The organism is Clostridium sp. MF28 (genome assembly GCF_002969175.1).
Taxonomy (GTDB): Bacteria; Bacillota; Clostridia; order Clostridiales; family Clostridiaceae; genus Clostridium; species Clostridium beijerinckii.
This window is the reverse complement of sequence record NZ_CP014331.1, coordinates 2,662,990-2,678,334: the sequence shown is the minus strand read 5'-3', so window position 1 is coordinate 2,678,334 and position 15,345 is coordinate 2,662,990. Positions and strand designations below refer to the sequence as shown.

The window sequence follows — 15,345 nt, the reverse complement described above, 5'->3', positions numbered from 1 at the left end:
TAAAAAAAGTTAGAATAAATATTATGATTATTTTAGGAGATGTGTAATATGGTCGAAGAAAAAAGAATTACTCATGAATATGCGTTAGAAAAAGCAAAAGAATTAGTAGGAAAAATGACGCTAGAAGAAAAAGCAGAACAATTAACTTATAAATCATCAGCTGTAAAAAGATTAAATATACCTAGATATAATTGGTGGAATGAGGGATTGCATGGAGTAGCCAGAGCAGGTATAGCAACAGTATTTCCACAAGCTATAGGATTAGCTGCTATGTTTGATGATGAGTTATTGAATGACATTGCAAAGGTTATCTCAACAGAAGGCAGAGCAAAGTATAATGAAAGCAGTAAAAAAGATGATAGAGACATCTATAAGGGAATAACTTTTTGGTCACCAAATGTTAATATTTTTAGAGATCCTAGATGGGGCCGTGGTCATGAAACCTATGGTGAAGATCCATATTTAACATCTAGATTAGGAGTGGCCTTTGTAAAAGGACTTCAAGGAGAAGGCAAATATTTAAAGGCGGCAGCATGTGCAAAACATTTCGCTGTTCATAGTGGACCAGAAGGATTAAGGCATGAATTTGATGCAGTTGTAAGTAAAAAGGATTTATATGAGACTTACCTCCCTGCTTTTGAAGCTTGTGTCAAAGAAGGTGATGTAGAGGCAGTAATGGGGGCGTATAATCGTACAAATGGTGAGCCTTGTTGTGGAAGTAAAACTTTATTAAGAGACATATTAAGAGGAAAATGGAACTTTAAAGGTCATGTAGTATCCGATTGTTGGGCAATTGCTGATTTTCATTTGCATCATAGAGTGACAAGCACTGCAACAGAATCAGCGGCATTAGCTATGAAAAATGGATGTGATCTAAATTGTGGCAATGTGTATCTTCAATTATTGCTTGCCTATAAAGAGGGATTAGTAACAGAAGAAGATATAACAACAGCAGCAGAAAGATTAATGGCAACAAGAATAAGATTGGGAATGTTTGATGAAGAGTGTGAATATAACAAAATACCATATGAGTTAAATGATTGCAAAGAACATAATGAATTATCATTAAAAGCAGCTAGAAATTCAATGGTTTTATTAAAGAATAATGGAATATTACCATTAAATAAAGATAACTTAAAATCAATTGCTGTTATTGGCCCTAATGCTGATAGTCAGATCATGCTTAAAGGTAATTATTCAGGAACTGCATCTAGATATATAACTGTGTTGGAGGGAATACATGAAGCCGTAGGAGAAGATGTAAGAGTATATTATTCCGAAGGTTGTCATTTATTTAGAGACAGAGTTGAAGAACTAGCAGAACCTAATGACAGATTAAAAGAAGCAATATCAATAGCAGAAAGATCAGATGTCGCAATTCTATGCCTTGGACTAGATTCTACAATTGAAGGTGAGCAAGGAGACGCAGGTAATAGTGAAGGAGCTGGTGATAAAGCAAGCTTAAATTTACCAGGAAGGCAGCAAGAATTATTAGAGAAAATAATAGAAACAGGTACACCTGTTATATTAGTTATTGGTGCAGGAAGTGCATTGACATTTAATAATGCAGAGGATAAGTGTTCAGCTATATTAGATGCTTGGTATCCTGGAAGCAGAGGTGGCAGAGCGGTGGCTGACTTAATATTTGGAAAGTGTTCACCAAGTGGAAAATTACCTATTACATTTTATAGAAATACTAAGGATTTACCAGAATTTATAGATTATTCAATGAAAGATAGGACATATCGCTATATGTCTTGTGAAAGCTTATATCCATTTGGTTATGGATTAACTTATTCTACTGTAAAATTATCAGAATTGCATGTACCAGATGTAGAAAGTGATTTCGATGAGGTAGAGGTAAGCATAAAGATAACTAACACAGGAAATTTTGATATAGAAGAAGTTGTACAATGTTATATAAAAGATCTTGAATCTAAATATGCTGTTAGGAATCATAGTCTAGCAGGATTTAAACGTGTTGGATTGAAAATAGGAGAAAGCAAAATTGTAAAAATGAAAATCAAGAAATCATCATTTGAAGTGGTAAATGATGATGGAGAAAGGATATTAGATAGCAAAAGGTTCAAATTATTTGTTGGTATATCACAACCAGATAGTAGAAGCATTCAGCTTGTTGGAATATCTCCCTTAGAAGTTGATATCAAGCTAGCATAAATTTTTATAGTATATTATGAAGCTGCTCTAGTCGGAAAATATTTATCAGACTGGGCAGCTTTATTATAGTATATTATTTATAATTTTTTAAAGATTCAATTATTCTGCCAGAAATAGCTTGATAACCGGTGCTATTTGGATGAAAATTATCAGCAGCTAGATAATCTTGTAAGTTGTATTTAAAAAGATCATATGTTGGAATAAAAATCGCATTTGAATCTAATGATAAAAGCTGCTGACTTTGATAATTCCATTCATTTAATATGCTTACCTTATCAGATGTAAGATCTTTTCCGAATGGGTTATACAAGCCAATGAAAACTACCATAGATGATTGATTATTGGCTCTTATTATATTAAAAATAGATTTTAGATTAGCTAAATAGGTATCTTGAATATCTTTTATCTTAGTAGTGGATGAGCTTATATCTGTATTTTTAAGTTTACTTATTTCATTGCCACCTATAGATATAAATATCATGTTTGATCCTTTAATGTCAGCTAAGGTCTGTGACTCTTGAACTACATTTAAAAGCCCATTAGATACATCTCCGTTTATGGCAAGATTATTTATTTTAATCTCCTTTGAAACTTTAGTTTTCCAGTATTCTGAAAAATAGCCTGAAAAGCCAAGTCCTTTTTCATCTCCAGTTCCTTTAGCAAGGGAGTCACCAAGAACTAGTATGTTGTAATAATTTTGATCTAATTCTTCACTTTTAGATTGTTCAGACTCCTTATCTGATATCTCTTTAGGAGGGCGAGAACTTATTGATAATGCTGATATAAATCCCATAACTAAGGTTATGGTAGAAACTATGGATAGCAATAAAATAAATTTCCATTTTATATTTTTAAACATTTTAAATCCCTCCTTTTAAACTAATACATCTTGTTTTAAAAATACAACAAGACTAACAATAAAGGCACCTATGGCCCAAGCTAGAAGTACTAAAGTGCTAAAACTTAACGACATTCCACTTATTGGAGTATATGATCCTGTAAGATACTGAGGTAAGTTTAGATTGATGGCAAAAAAGTACTTTATTGAAGGCCAATCATTTAGAAATAACCTAAGAAAGCCTCCTCCAACCAATGTAGCCATCATTATACCTATGGAAGTAGCTGTATTTCTTACTAAAACTGAAATCATAAATGAAATTGTACCGATAACAATTGATACAAACCATCCAAGAGAGTATACGAGGATTAAATATTGCAATTCGGTTACTTTGATTACATTTGAAACATCTAATGTTCCGGAAGCAGAGCTAAAACCTGTAGCGACAGGCTCATTAAACCCCCAATTATTAAAAAATAAACCTGAAATTAAAATTGAAAATAGAGCCATCTCTAGAATTACTATAGAAAACATGATTAGAAGTGCTATATATTTACTAAGTAATATCTTCCATCGAGGAACAGCTCTTGTTAGCAGTACTTTTATAGTTTTAGCAGAAAATTCTCCACATACGCTATCTCCAGCCAATAGAATTATTAGTAAAGGTAGTAATACAGATATAGACTGTTCCATTAGCTTAACTGAAAATTTTGCAGCACTTGGAGTAATTGGATTTATGTTGTTATCTAAATAATACTGGTTTTGATGAATTTGAATATTAATTGAGGGCTTACTTTCGTCAGGGGTATCAGGTCTATTAAGCCTATTTTTTAGGTCCTGGATTTGTTGCTTTTGTAATGACTGCCAAGGGATATCGCCACTTTGAGTAGTTGTCTTTAAATACTTATTCAAAGTGTTTTGATATTGATAATTTTGGCCATATGCAAAAAGTGAAACTAAAATTAGTATTATAGCACTAATAAGTAGAAGTTTACGCTTATATAATATTTTATTAACTTCATTTTTAACTAATACTAGCAATATATACACCTCCTTAACTAACAATAGAGTTACTTTCTGTAAGTGATAAAAACAGATCCTCCAAAGTTTTCTGATTTATACTTACGAACTTTATGGCTATTCCTTCTTCGATAAACGAAGAATTAATTTTTTCAATTTTTGATACATCAACTTTTGCTATTATATTATTGTTTATTAGTGAACTATCAGTATTCCACTTATCTTTTAATATTTTAATTCCCTTTGAATTATCACTTAGAACAAAGGAAACTTCTTTATCACTTATAAGTTCAGAGACTGAAGCGTATTTTAGTAAAGTACCACTTTTTATTATTGCAACAGTATCACACATTAATTCAACCTCAGATATCAAATGGCTAGAAACGAGAACAGCAATATTTTCTTTTTTAGCAAGATCTTTAATAATATGTCTAAACTCATTTATTCCTGAAGGATCAAGTCCATTTGTAGGCTCATCTAATATAAGAAGCTTTGGCTTATGAATAAGAGCTTGCGCAAGTCCTAACCTTTGCTTCATTCCCAAAGAATAAGTAGACACTTTCTCATTTATTCTATTCTGCATTCCTACAAGTTCAATTACTCTCGTTATATCTTCATTAGTAACGTTTTTATTCATAGAAGCAAGCATCTTCAAATTTTCTAAGCCACTTAAATAATTATACATATCGGGACCCTCTATAATACATCCAACTTTAGACATAGCCTTAACATAATCTTTAGTAATTGAATAGCCATCGATTAAAATTTTTCCACTAGTAGGGGAAGAAAGGCCGACAATCATTCTTAAAGTGGTCGACTTTCCAGCACCATTTGGCCCAAGAAAACCCAAAACTTCACCTTCATTAATTGAAAAGGTAATGCCTTTAACAATTTCTTTATTTTTTATAGATTTATGAACATTATCTAATAACAATATTTGCTTTGACATAGTACACCTTCTTTTTATAATTATTTTAAGATTGATTAAAGTATGGAGGATATAGTAATCTATTAAAAATTTGATTCAAATGAGTTTCTTTTGGAAAAGAATTCATGGTGAGAATAAATTCATTATAACTCTTATTATCTATTAATTTTATGTTTTATACTAAGTATTACTGAAATTTGTTTAGGTATAATATTCCCATTATTTTGCTTATTGATTCCTAGTAAGTAGTTAGACTAGCTATATTATGAAACAAACTGTTTTATAAAAAAACAAATAACTAAATAGTAGCATGTGTCACTAAATCCGAAAAAATAAGGTATTTTATTTTGGGGTGTGATATCTTTTAGGTAAAGGATTACTTATATGTATTTTATAAAAAAGTAGCTCTTGTATTTTATATCCAAGTAATTTTCAGATTAGGAAAATATCTTAAATTAAAAATTTGCCTGAGGCGAGATTAAGGGAGGAAATAAGTAATGAAAAAAGAAAAAATCAAAATAGTTACTATTGGTGGAGGATCAAGTTACACTCCTGAATTAATTGAAGGTTTTATAAAAAGGAAAGATGAATTGCCTATTAAAGAAATATGGCTTGTAGATATTGAAGATGGAAAAGAGAAGTTAGAAATAGTTGGAGCAATGGCTCAAAGAATGGTTAAGGCAGCAGGGCTGGATTGGAAAGTTAATTTAACTTTAGATAGGAGAGAGGCCCTTAAGGATGCGGATTTTGTGTCAACTCAATTTAGAGTAGGACTTTTAGATGCAAGAATAAAGGATGAAAGAATTCCTTTAAGCCATGGAATAATTGGACAAGAGACTAACGGTGCTGGTGGTATGTTTAAAGCATTTAGAACAATTCCAGTAATATTAGACATAATAGATGACATGAGAGAGTTATGCCCTAATGCATGGCTTGTTAACTTCACAAATCCATCAGGAATGGTGACTGAAGCAGCTATAAAATATGGCGGATGGGACAGAACTGTTGGACTATGTAATGTTCCAATCAACTGTATAGAAGATGATGCAAAGATGCTTGGAGTTCCTTCAAGTGAATTATTCTTTAAGTTTGCTGGATTAAATCATTTCCATTGGCATAGAGTATGGGATAAGGAAGGTAATGAAAAAACTGCAGAAGTAATTGAAAAATTGTACAATCCATTATTAGCAGAAGAAAAGAAAGATGCAGGAGTTGCCAACATTAAAGATATCAAGTTTAACTATGAGCAGATTAAAGACTTGGGAATATTACCTTGTCCGTATCATAGATATTACTATATTACAGATGATATGTTGATGGAAGAACTTGAAAGTTACTCAAAAGGTGAAACTAGAGCAGAGGTTGTAAAAAGGACAGAGGCAGAATTGTTTGAATTATATAAAGATCCAAAGCTTGACTATAAACCAGAACAATTGACTAAGAGAGGTGGAACTCACTACAGCGATGCTGCCTGTGAATTAATTGCTTCAATCTACAATGACAAGAGAACAACTATGGTAGTTAGCACAAAGAATAATGGCGCATTAGAGGATCTTCCATATGACTCTATAGTAGAAGTTTCAAGTACAATCACGTCTCATGGACCAGAACCGATTAATTTTGGAAAGTTTGACCCAGCGCCAAGAGGTATGGTTCAAATAATGAAGGGAATGGAAGAAACAACAATTTCAGCAGCAGTTACAGGGAACTACAACAAAGCTCTTCATGCATTTACAATAAATCCATTAGTTCCAAGTGGACAAATTGCTAAAAATTTATTAGATGAAATGTTACTTGCACATAAAAAACACTTACCACAATTTGCTGAAAGAATAGAAAAACTAGAGAAAAATAAGTAGTAAACTTTGCAAAATCAGAAGAACAAAGAATGTTTAATAATAAATTTCAAGGATTGCTAAATGATTTCTTTGAAGAAAGTGGGGATAAAAATGTTAAATAATAAATTTCAAGGATTACCAAAGGATTTTTTATGGGGGGGAGCAACCGCTGCAAACCAATTTGAAGGTGGATATAGAGAAGGTGGAAAAGGTCTTAGCACATCAGACGTTATGACAGGTGGTACGCATACTATGCCAAGAAGAATAACTCCAGAATTAGAAGAAGGAACGTATTATCCAAGTCATGAAGCTATAGATTTTTATCATCACTATAAAGAAGACATTAAATTGTTTGCTGAGATGGGGTTTAAGACCTTTAGAATGTCAATAAATTGGACTAGAATTTTTCCAAATGGTGATGAGTTAGAACCAAATGAAGAAGGACTAAAATTCTATGATGATGTTTTTGCAGAATTAACAAAACACAACATTGAGCCATTAGTTACAATATCTCACTATGAAACACCTTTTGGTTTAACTAAAAAGTATAACGGGTGGGCAAGTAGAGAAGTTATTGATTGTTATGTTAGATATTGCAACACAATATTTAACAGATATAAGGACGTTGTAAAATATTGGCTCACATTCAACGAAATAAATTGTTTAACAATGCCATTTGGTACATTTATGGGTGGCGGAATTTTATTGGATAAAGGTGGTGAACTTGAATTTAATAAAGAGATTGATGATAGTAGACAAATAAGATTTCAAGCTCTTCATCACCAATTCATTGCAAGCGCAAAAGCTGTTAAACTGGCGCACCAAATTAATAAAGATTTCAAGGTAGGATGTATGATTGCATATATGACAACATATCCTTATACATGTAATCCGGAAGATGTACTTTTAGCTCAGGAAAGAGATAATTTGAATAATTTTTTATGTTCTGATGTTCAAGTAAGAGGAGCTTATCCTGGTTTTGCAAAGAGATTTTTTAGAGAGAATAATATAGAAATAAAGATGGAAGAAAATGATGAGCAAATTCTAAAGGAAGGTTGTGTAGATTTCTATACATTTAGTTATTATATGTCAAACTGTTCAAGCACAGATCCAGAATTAGAAAGAACATCTGGAAATATACTTGGAGGTGTAAAGAATCCATATCTTAAAGCAAGTGATTGGGGATGGCAAATTGACCCTAAAGGATTAAGATGGACATTAAATAATATTTATAATAGATATCAAATTCCTTTAATGGTTGTGGAAAATGGTTTAGGTGCTGTGGATAAAGTTGAAGAAGATGGATCAATTAATGATGGATATAGAATTGACTATTTAAAGGCACATATTGAAGAGATGAAGGAAGCTGTTAATGATGGAGTTGAATTAATAGGATATACTCCTTGGGGATGTATTGATTTAGTTAGTGCATCAACTGGAGAAATGAAAAAAAGATATGGATTTATTTATGTTAATAAAGATAATGATGGAAATGGAGACTTAAGTAGATCAAGAAAAAAGAGTTTTTATTGGTATAAGAAAGTAATAGAAAGCAATGGAGAAGAACTTTAATATAAACTATATTTAAATATAGAACTTACTGAAATGAGTATAATACTTTTATTATGTTTTCTAATGAAACATTTAATAAGAGTATTATGCTCAATTTTTTATATAAAGGATATTACGGTAATTAGAAAGAAAAGTATGAAATTTATCTAATGTTGATTTGAAAGTCATACATTTTTTTATGCAAGGCAAAAGATATTTCGAAGAGATATATTAAGAAACATTTATATCGGGCTGTAAATTTGAATTATTATCTAAATTGATTGGTTAATCAAATATATAATCAATAAATTCTTATATTAACAACTAAAATTTATATAGGGTAAGAATTATATAAATTTTAGTTATATATTTTTAATAAAAATATGTTTATAGATTAGATTATGATTTTTTATATGCTTATTTTTTGACATATTCCATATACTTCTAGTTATTTTATAACTATGCTTTACATTAGTGAGAGATCCACTTTCATATCGTTTCTTGATTTTAAAGTGTTCTTCCATAATATGATTGTTTAGGTTCAGGGATTCAGATAGTATAGATATTTTATTTTTCATATGAAGGCTCCTTGTTGCAATAGATTTGCATTTATAAAAATTATATTCCTCAATGTAGAAAATTTCAAGAATTGTGAATAGTAAGATGCAAATTATTATATATAGAATTTAGTTTTAATTTACTACATAGTATCCTTAAAACTAAGATGTAATGAGATTATATGTATGAATAGCTTTGTGCTAGAAAATGTAGTGTATGGTATTAAGTTTTTAATATATAAACATTTATGAATAATAATAATTTATATTAGGTTTTAGATATTATTGACATATTTAAATGTTAAGAGTAATATTATTAAATGCAAATGCAAATCGTATGCATGTGGAGGTGCAGATATGAAAAAGAAAATTATTTCAGGAATTTTAGCTTTACTAACTGGTGTTATGCTAATAGGTTGCGGAGCTAATACAAAAACTACGACTGAAAATACGAAAGGCACAAAAGATGATAAATTAAAAATTACAGTTTCAATTTATCCATTAAAAGAGTTTACAGAAGAAATAGCTGGAGATAAGGCAGATGTTACTTGCTTAGTTCCAAATAACGTGGAACCCCATGAATATGATCCGAAGGCTCAAGACCTTGAAGGATTAACTAAAAGTGATGCGTTTATCTATAATGGACTTGGAATGGAAAGTTGGATAGATAAGGTTAATGATGTAATTAAAGATAAAAATATACCTGTTGTAGATTCGAGCACAGGTGTAGAATCTAGAAAAGAAGAGGATGCTATTGATCCTCATAGCTGGTTAAGCTTAAAAAATGCAGAAATACAATCTGAAAATATAAAAAATACTCTTGTGAAATTAGATGAGAAGAATAAGGATTATTACGAGGGAAACTACAGCAAATTCAAAGGTGAATTAGAAAGTCTATATGGTGAATACAAACCTAAATTTGAAGCATTAAATAAAAAGAACTTTATAACAGGACATGCTGCTTTTGGATACTTATGTAGAGATTTTGGGTTGACACAAAAATCAGTAGAAAATCTATTTGCTGAAGGTGAACCAACACCAAAACAATTGGAAGATTTGGTTAGCTTTTGTAAAGAAAGTAATATAAAAACTGTTTTTTCAGAATCACTTGCAAGCCCTAAGATTTCAGAAACTTTAGCAAAAGAAGTAGGTGCAAAAGTAGTACCAATATTAACATTAGAATCTAAAGAAGATGATAAGAGCTATTTGGAATCCATGAGATACAATTTAGATGAGATTTATGGATGCTTAAAAGATGAATAGAAGAATTATTTGTTAAGATTATTGAAAAATTAGCTTTTTCAATTAATTAAAATATTATCATAAAAATAGACTTAGCATTGAAATTATTAATGTTTAAAGTCTATTTTTATAACGTGGATAGTTTATTAAGACTTATGAAATTAAATTTATTTCAAGAGAGAGGTTTTCACATTAATGCAGAACTGGTACAACCTATATTGCTATGAAGACTTATAGAAGTATGTAAAGAAGTCGCTGATAAAAATAAACAAGAACAAATGAAGAAAAGTTTAGGTGACTTTGTTTATAGTAAAGAAAATAATTATATGGAGATGAGTTTTATATGACAAAAGTGGATATAATTTCAGGTTTCCTTGGAGCAGGAAAAACAACACTTATCAAGAAGCTTATAAAAGAAGAATTAAAAAAGGAGAAAGTTCTATTAATTGAAAATGAGTTTGGAGAAATAGGAATAGACGGTGGTTTTCTTAAAAATGCAGGGATTGAAATTAAGGAAATGAATTCAGGATGCATATGTTGCTCTTTAGTTGGAGATTTTAAAAGTGTGTTGAAAGATGCTTTAGAAAAATATAAACCAGATCGTATCATAATTGAACCATCTGGGGTAGGCAAGTTATCTGATGTAATAGAAGCAGTTGCAAATATAAAGGAATATGACAATATCTCATTAAATAGTTTTGCAACAGTAGTGGATTCGATTAAGTATAAAACTTATATGGATAATTTTGGAGAATTTTTCAAGAATCAAATTGAAAATGCAAGTGCCATTATTTTGAGCCGTTCACAAAAATTATCAGATGAAAAATTAGATATATGTGTTAAAGAGATAAAAAAGTATAATAATAAAGCTAGTATTATCACTACTCCGTGGGATGAATTAAGTGGAAAACAAATATTAAGCGCAATTGAAGGCAGCAATTCTCTTGAAAAAGAGGTAATGAATAATGAAAATGTAGAGAAACATAGTTGCAATTGTAATCATATGGAGAAGCAAGAGCACAGTGATAAAGTTCATAAATGCCATTGTCATAATCATGAAAAAGATAATAATGAGACTCATGGATGTCATTGTCATCATCATGAACATCATCATGCAGATGAGGTATTTGCAACCTGGGGAATAGAGACTCCTAAAAAATATAAGTACAGTGAATTAGATAATAAATTAAGAAAATTGATACAATCAAAAGAGTATGGGGAGATTTTACGTGCTAAAGGCATTGTTCAAGATGTTGATGGAAAATGGATTGATTTTGACTTGGTTCCAGAGGAATATGAAATTCGTTATGGAAATGTTGATTACACAGGTAGAATATGTGTTATAGGAGTCAACTTAAATAATAATAAATTAGAAAGACTATTTTGCTAAAGATATTTTAATAATTGGGTATTAAGTATTTAAGAAAAGAATGAAGACGTTAGATATACTAATATAGTTTATTTAAATTATAAGTTTTATTTTGGATAAAAGTATGCAATTTTGATGTAGATCAGGAATTTGCACAAGTAGCTTTTATCCTTTTTTTATCTTAACATGTAAATGATTCCGGGTTGATATTATATAGGTTCTAGTGTAATTTATTAATTATAAAGCTATTTAATCGCATTACTTGATATCTTAAGATAAACTTTGATTAATTAAGCTCTTAAGCGTCGATAAATTAAGGAAATTATAAAATATTTGATAATAATAAGTAATTTTAAACTTATGATAATTAGTAGTAATGATTTATAATTTAAGTAAGATTCATATTGACATTAAAATATTGTAATTATCTTTTAATAAAATTATATTGGTAAAAGATAAAGTTTGAGTTATAATGTAGGAAGAAAAATGGATATTAATGGAGAATGAAAATGGAAACAAAAGAAAGAATGAAAAATTTAGTTCGAAGAAATTGGTTATTTATATTTATGGTAGCAATGTTACAAGCTAAATCAACATTGCTATTATCTATGCTAAGGACACAAGATTCATCAAGCATAAGTTTAGGAAGTGCTTATTTTGATAGTCCAGTACTTTGGGTGCATATAGCAATAATAGTATTAGTATGCAGTCCAATATTTCTTTTTAAAGAAAGGGGGAGGCTTGGTGCTGCCTTAATAATAGATATTTTAGTGACAATTCTTTTTGTTGCAGATATCTGGTATTATCGTTCAAATGAAACCTTTTTATCTATAAGACATTTAATGCATACTGAGATATTTAATCCGGAAGGCAAAAGTTTATTTAATTTTAGAATAGTGGATTTAGTATTTATCATTGACTTTGTAATGCTCTTCTTAATACATAAGTTTATTAAAGTTAAAGAAGCGAATGAAAGTCAAGCATATTTTAGGATAGCAAAGACCTTGTATGTATTTATCGCAAGTGCACTTGTTATATGGCTTGGTTATTATACAGTAGATGTCAAGCAAATGGATCAAGGGAAAAATGTATTTAGATTGTCTTGGGCGCCATTTCAGACTTTTGGAGATATGAGCCCACTTGGATATCATGGTTTTGATATTGAGTTCTATAAAAATAAAAATAAAACTTTAACAGATGAAGAGAAAAAAGAAATAGAAAGTTGGTTTAACGATAATAAAGAAGATTTACCTGACAATAGTTACAAGGGAATGTTTAAAGGAAAAAATGTAATTGCACTACAAGTAGAGTCTTTGGAGAACTTTGTCATTAATCAAAAAGTGTATGGACAAGAAATAACACCAAATTTAAATAAGTTATTGTCAAATAGCTTGTATTTTAATAATATACGTGAACAAAATAATTCTGGAACAAGTTCAGATTGTGATTTGATGGTTAATGCATCAGTACTTCCTATAAGAGAAGGTACTACAGTATATTCTTATCCTTGGAGTCAATATAATACACTTCAAAATATTTTAGAAGGTAAAGGATATTCTACAGTTTCTACTCATGCAGAACCACCTGGAAATTGGAATTGGACAGAAATGCATAAAAGCTATGGGGCTGATAAAATATTAGATGTAGGAAAGTTTAATCAGGATGAAATTATAGGTTTGGGACTTTCAGATGAATCATATTTAAAGCAAGTAGCTCAAAAGTTAAAAGATGAAAAACAACCTTATTATGCATTTATGACTACGTTGACAAGTCACGGTCCTTTTGAGATGCCAGAAAATAAAAAATATTTAAACCTACCTAAAGAACTTGATGATAATATGCTAGGAAAGTATTTTCAATCTGTAAGATATACCGATGAAGCTATCGGAAAGTTTATAGCAGAATTAGATAAGGAAGGTTTATTGGATAATACGGTAGTTATGATTTACGGTGATCATTGTGGTGTTCATAAGTTTTATGAACAAGATATAGAAAATGCGCCTTTAGAAGGAGATTGGTGGAAGGATAATCAAAGAAAGATTCCTTATATGATTTATTCAAAGAACTTAAAATCAGAAGTTATATCAACAGCTGGTGGTCAAACAGATTTTAAACCGACAATATTATACTTGCTTGGCGAGGATAGAAGTGAATTTGAGAATAATTCAATAGGAAGAGTATTAGTGAATACGAATAGAGATGCTACAATCTTAAATGAAGGTCAAATTGTAGGAAACCCAAAAGATGAAAAAGAAGTAAAGCATCTAAAAGATGAATTCAAAGTTTCGGAAGCCATCATTGAAAAAAATTATTTTAAAAATAATAAGGAACATTAATAAATTATAAAATACATAATTAATACTGATTTTTAATGATAAATTTTAATATGAGATTTAACTTTTTAAAATCAGTATTAGTTATTTAGTCTAATAACATTTTTTATTAAGAATCAGTTAAAAGGAAGTGATGGATTACTTTGAATATTAAAAAGATACTTACAGTTTTGTCAGCATTAATTGCACTAAGCTTCATTCCAACATTAAATGTACAAGCAGATGTTACTGATACAAATATAACATCAAGCATTGGTTGGAAAAACGAAAATGGATCTTGGTATTATTATAAGTCTGACAACACAAAAGCAATTGGATGGATTAAACCGGATAATAATTGGTATCATTTAGATGAAGATAGTGGTAAAATGACAACTGGATGGTTAGAGGATAAAGGAAACTGGTACTATATGGATGATAATGGGGTTATGGTAAAAGGATGGAAACAGTTAGATGGTGACTGGTATCTTTTAACTGATTCGGGTGCTAGAGCAACTGGAATTCAGCAGGATAATTCTAATTTATATTATTTCAAAGATTCAGGGGTTATGGCTACAAATACTGGATGGACTAAGATAAATGATAAATGGTACTATTTTGATAAAGATGGAAAGATACATACTGGATGGGTTGAGAATAATGATAAGTGGTATTACTCAAACGATGATGGAAGTATGGTAACTGGTACTGATAAAATAGGAAATACAACATATGTGTTTAGTGATACTGGTGAGATGGAAACTGGATGGGTTAATGTGAACAATAACTGGTATTATTTCAATACTGATAGAAGTGTTGCGACAGGGTGGATAAATCTTGATGGAGTATGGTATTACCTAAATGATAATGGATCAATGGCAACAGGATGGGTTACATCAAATGGAAGCGACTATTACTATTTAGATCCTACTTCAGGAAAAATGCTAACGGATACTACCATAGATGGATATAAGATTGGATCGGATGGAAAAAGATATAAGCCACTTAATACAATTCCTTTAAGCACTAGCTCGAAGGGGTCAGGTGATACTATGAAAAAAATATATAACTCAGTAAATGATTCGGCAAATAAATATGAACTAGATTCAAAATTGATACTAGCTATAATTAAAGCAGAGTCAGATTTTGATCCAAAAGCAACGTCAAGCTCAGGCGCCACTGGATTGATGCAGATTATGCCTCAGAATTATACATATCTTGGAATGACAGACGGATATGATATAGAGCAAAATATCGATGGAGGGTCAAAATTACTAAAAGAATATCTAAACCAATTTAATGGTGATGTAAAAATAGCAATAGCAGCTTATAATGCTGGACCACAAAATGTAAAAAAAGATGGGGTCTTATCAGATGATGATTTATGTAAGATGTCACAAGGGGTTCAGGATTATGTTAAGAGAGTAATGCAATATTACAAGGATGGAAGCATTGCTATAGATGGAAAGAATCTTATAGAAGCATAAAATTAACTTCGTATTCAATTTAATT

At 30.3% G+C, this 15,345-nt stretch carries 10 protein-coding genes and 1 pseudogene; 8 read left to right on the top strand and 3 right to left on the bottom strand.

The window, feature by feature from the left end; translation table 11 throughout:
* Positions 1-48: 48 nt before the first annotated feature.
* Positions 49-2,178, top strand: a complete 2,130-nt coding sequence (locus AXY43_RS11640; protein WP_105411567.1) for a glycoside hydrolase family 3 C-terminal domain-containing protein — start codon at positions 49-51, stop codon at positions 2,176-2,178.
* Positions 2,179-2,251: 73 nt separating this feature from the next.
* Here AXY43_RS11640 and AXY43_RS11635 read toward each other — a convergent pair whose 3' ends face one another.
* From AXY43_RS11635 to AXY43_RS11625, 3 genes are read right to left on the bottom strand one after another with little or no spacing between them, the layout of a single operon-like run.
* Complete coding sequence (locus tag AXY43_RS11635) at positions 2,252-3,037, bottom strand: SGNH/GDSL hydrolase family protein (RefSeq protein WP_023975921.1); 786 nt, start codon at positions 3,035-3,037, stop codon at positions 2,252-2,254.
* 15 nt (positions 3,038-3,052) lie between these two features.
* On the bottom strand, positions 3,053-4,057 hold the full coding sequence (locus tag AXY43_RS11630; protein ID WP_039770763.1) for an ABC transporter permease: 1,005 nt from the start codon (positions 4,055-4,057) through the stop codon (positions 3,053-3,055).
* 13 nt (positions 4,058-4,070) lie between these two features.
* Positions 4,071-4,985 (bottom strand): ABC transporter ATP-binding protein, encoded by a 915-nt coding sequence (locus AXY43_RS11625; protein ID WP_023975919.1) that lies wholly within the window; start codon positions 4,983-4,985, stop codon positions 4,071-4,073.
* Between the two features lie 476 nt (positions 4,986-5,461).
* Between AXY43_RS11625 and AXY43_RS11620 the strand changes: the two genes are divergently transcribed.
* From AXY43_RS11620 to AXY43_RS28745, 7 genes and pseudogenes are all read left to right on the top strand, one after another.
* Entirely contained in the window at positions 5,462-6,823 is a 1,362-nt protein-coding gene (locus tag AXY43_RS11620) for a 6-phospho-beta-glucosidase (RefSeq protein ID WP_023975918.1), read from the top strand.
* Positions 6,824-6,913: 90 nt separating this feature from the next.
* On the top strand, positions 6,914-8,374 hold the full coding sequence (locus AXY43_RS11615) for a glycoside hydrolase family 1 protein (RefSeq protein ID WP_039770761.1): 1,461 nt from the start codon (positions 6,914-6,916) through the stop codon (positions 8,372-8,374).
* An 893-nt stretch (positions 8,375-9,267) separates the two neighbouring features.
* On the top strand, positions 9,268-10,173 hold the full coding sequence (locus tag AXY43_RS11605) for a metal ABC transporter solute-binding protein, Zn/Mn family (RefSeq protein WP_023975915.1): 906 nt from the start codon (positions 9,268-9,270) through the stop codon (positions 10,171-10,173).
* A 322-nt stretch (positions 10,174-10,495) separates the two neighbouring features.
* Positions 10,496-11,542: a GTP-binding protein gene (locus tag AXY43_RS11600; RefSeq protein WP_039770758.1), complete on the top strand. Its 1,047-nt coding sequence runs from the start codon at positions 10,496-10,498 to the stop codon at positions 11,540-11,542.
* A 488-nt stretch (positions 11,543-12,030) separates the two neighbouring features.
* On the top strand, positions 12,031-13,857 hold the full coding sequence (locus AXY43_RS11595; protein ID WP_023975913.1) for an LTA synthase family protein: 1,827 nt from the start codon (positions 12,031-12,033) through the stop codon (positions 13,855-13,857).
* Between the two features lie 140 nt (positions 13,858-13,997).
* Positions 13,998-14,783: pseudogene (locus AXY43_RS28750) on the top strand (transglycosylase SLT domain-containing protein); the annotation flags it as partial.
* Positions 14,775-15,320, top strand: a complete 546-nt coding sequence (locus AXY43_RS28745; protein ID WP_420808880.1) for a lytic transglycosylase domain-containing protein — start codon at positions 14,775-14,777, stop codon at positions 15,318-15,320. The pseudogene AXY43_RS28750 and the gene AXY43_RS28745, both read left to right, overlap by 9 nt.
* Positions 15,321-15,345: the final 25 nt, after the last annotated feature.

What these genes read in the sequence shown, in the direction of transcription:
- AXY43_RS11640 (WP_105411567.1), top strand. Translation starts at nt 49, where the DNA reads ATGGTCGAAGAAAAAAGAATTACTCATGAATATGCGTTAGAAAAAGCA.
- AXY43_RS11635 (WP_023975921.1), bottom strand. Translation starts at nt 3,037, where the DNA reads ATGTTTAAAAATATAAAATGGAAATTTATTTTATTGCTATCCATAGTT.
- AXY43_RS11625 (WP_023975919.1), bottom strand. Translation starts at nt 4,985, where the DNA reads ATGTCAAAGCAAATATTGTTATTAGATAATGTTCATAAATCTATAAAA.
- AXY43_RS11620 (WP_023975918.1), top strand. Translation starts at nt 5,462, where the DNA reads ATGAAAAAAGAAAAAATCAAAATAGTTACTATTGGTGGAGGATCAAGT.
- AXY43_RS11615 (WP_039770761.1), top strand. Translation starts at nt 6,914, where the DNA reads ATGTTAAATAATAAATTTCAAGGATTACCAAAGGATTTTTTATGGGGG.
- AXY43_RS11605 (WP_023975915.1), top strand. Translation starts at nt 9,268, where the DNA reads ATGAAAAAGAAAATTATTTCAGGAATTTTAGCTTTACTAACTGGTGTT.
- AXY43_RS11600 (WP_039770758.1), top strand. Translation starts at nt 10,496, where the DNA reads ATGACAAAAGTGGATATAATTTCAGGTTTCCTTGGAGCAGGAAAAACA.
- AXY43_RS11595 (WP_023975913.1), top strand. Translation starts at nt 12,031, where the DNA reads ATGGAAACAAAAGAAAGAATGAAAAATTTAGTTCGAAGAAATTGGTTA.
- AXY43_RS28745 (WP_420808880.1), top strand. Translation starts at nt 14,775, where the DNA reads ATGCTAACGGATACTACCATAGATGGATATAAGATTGGATCGGATGGA.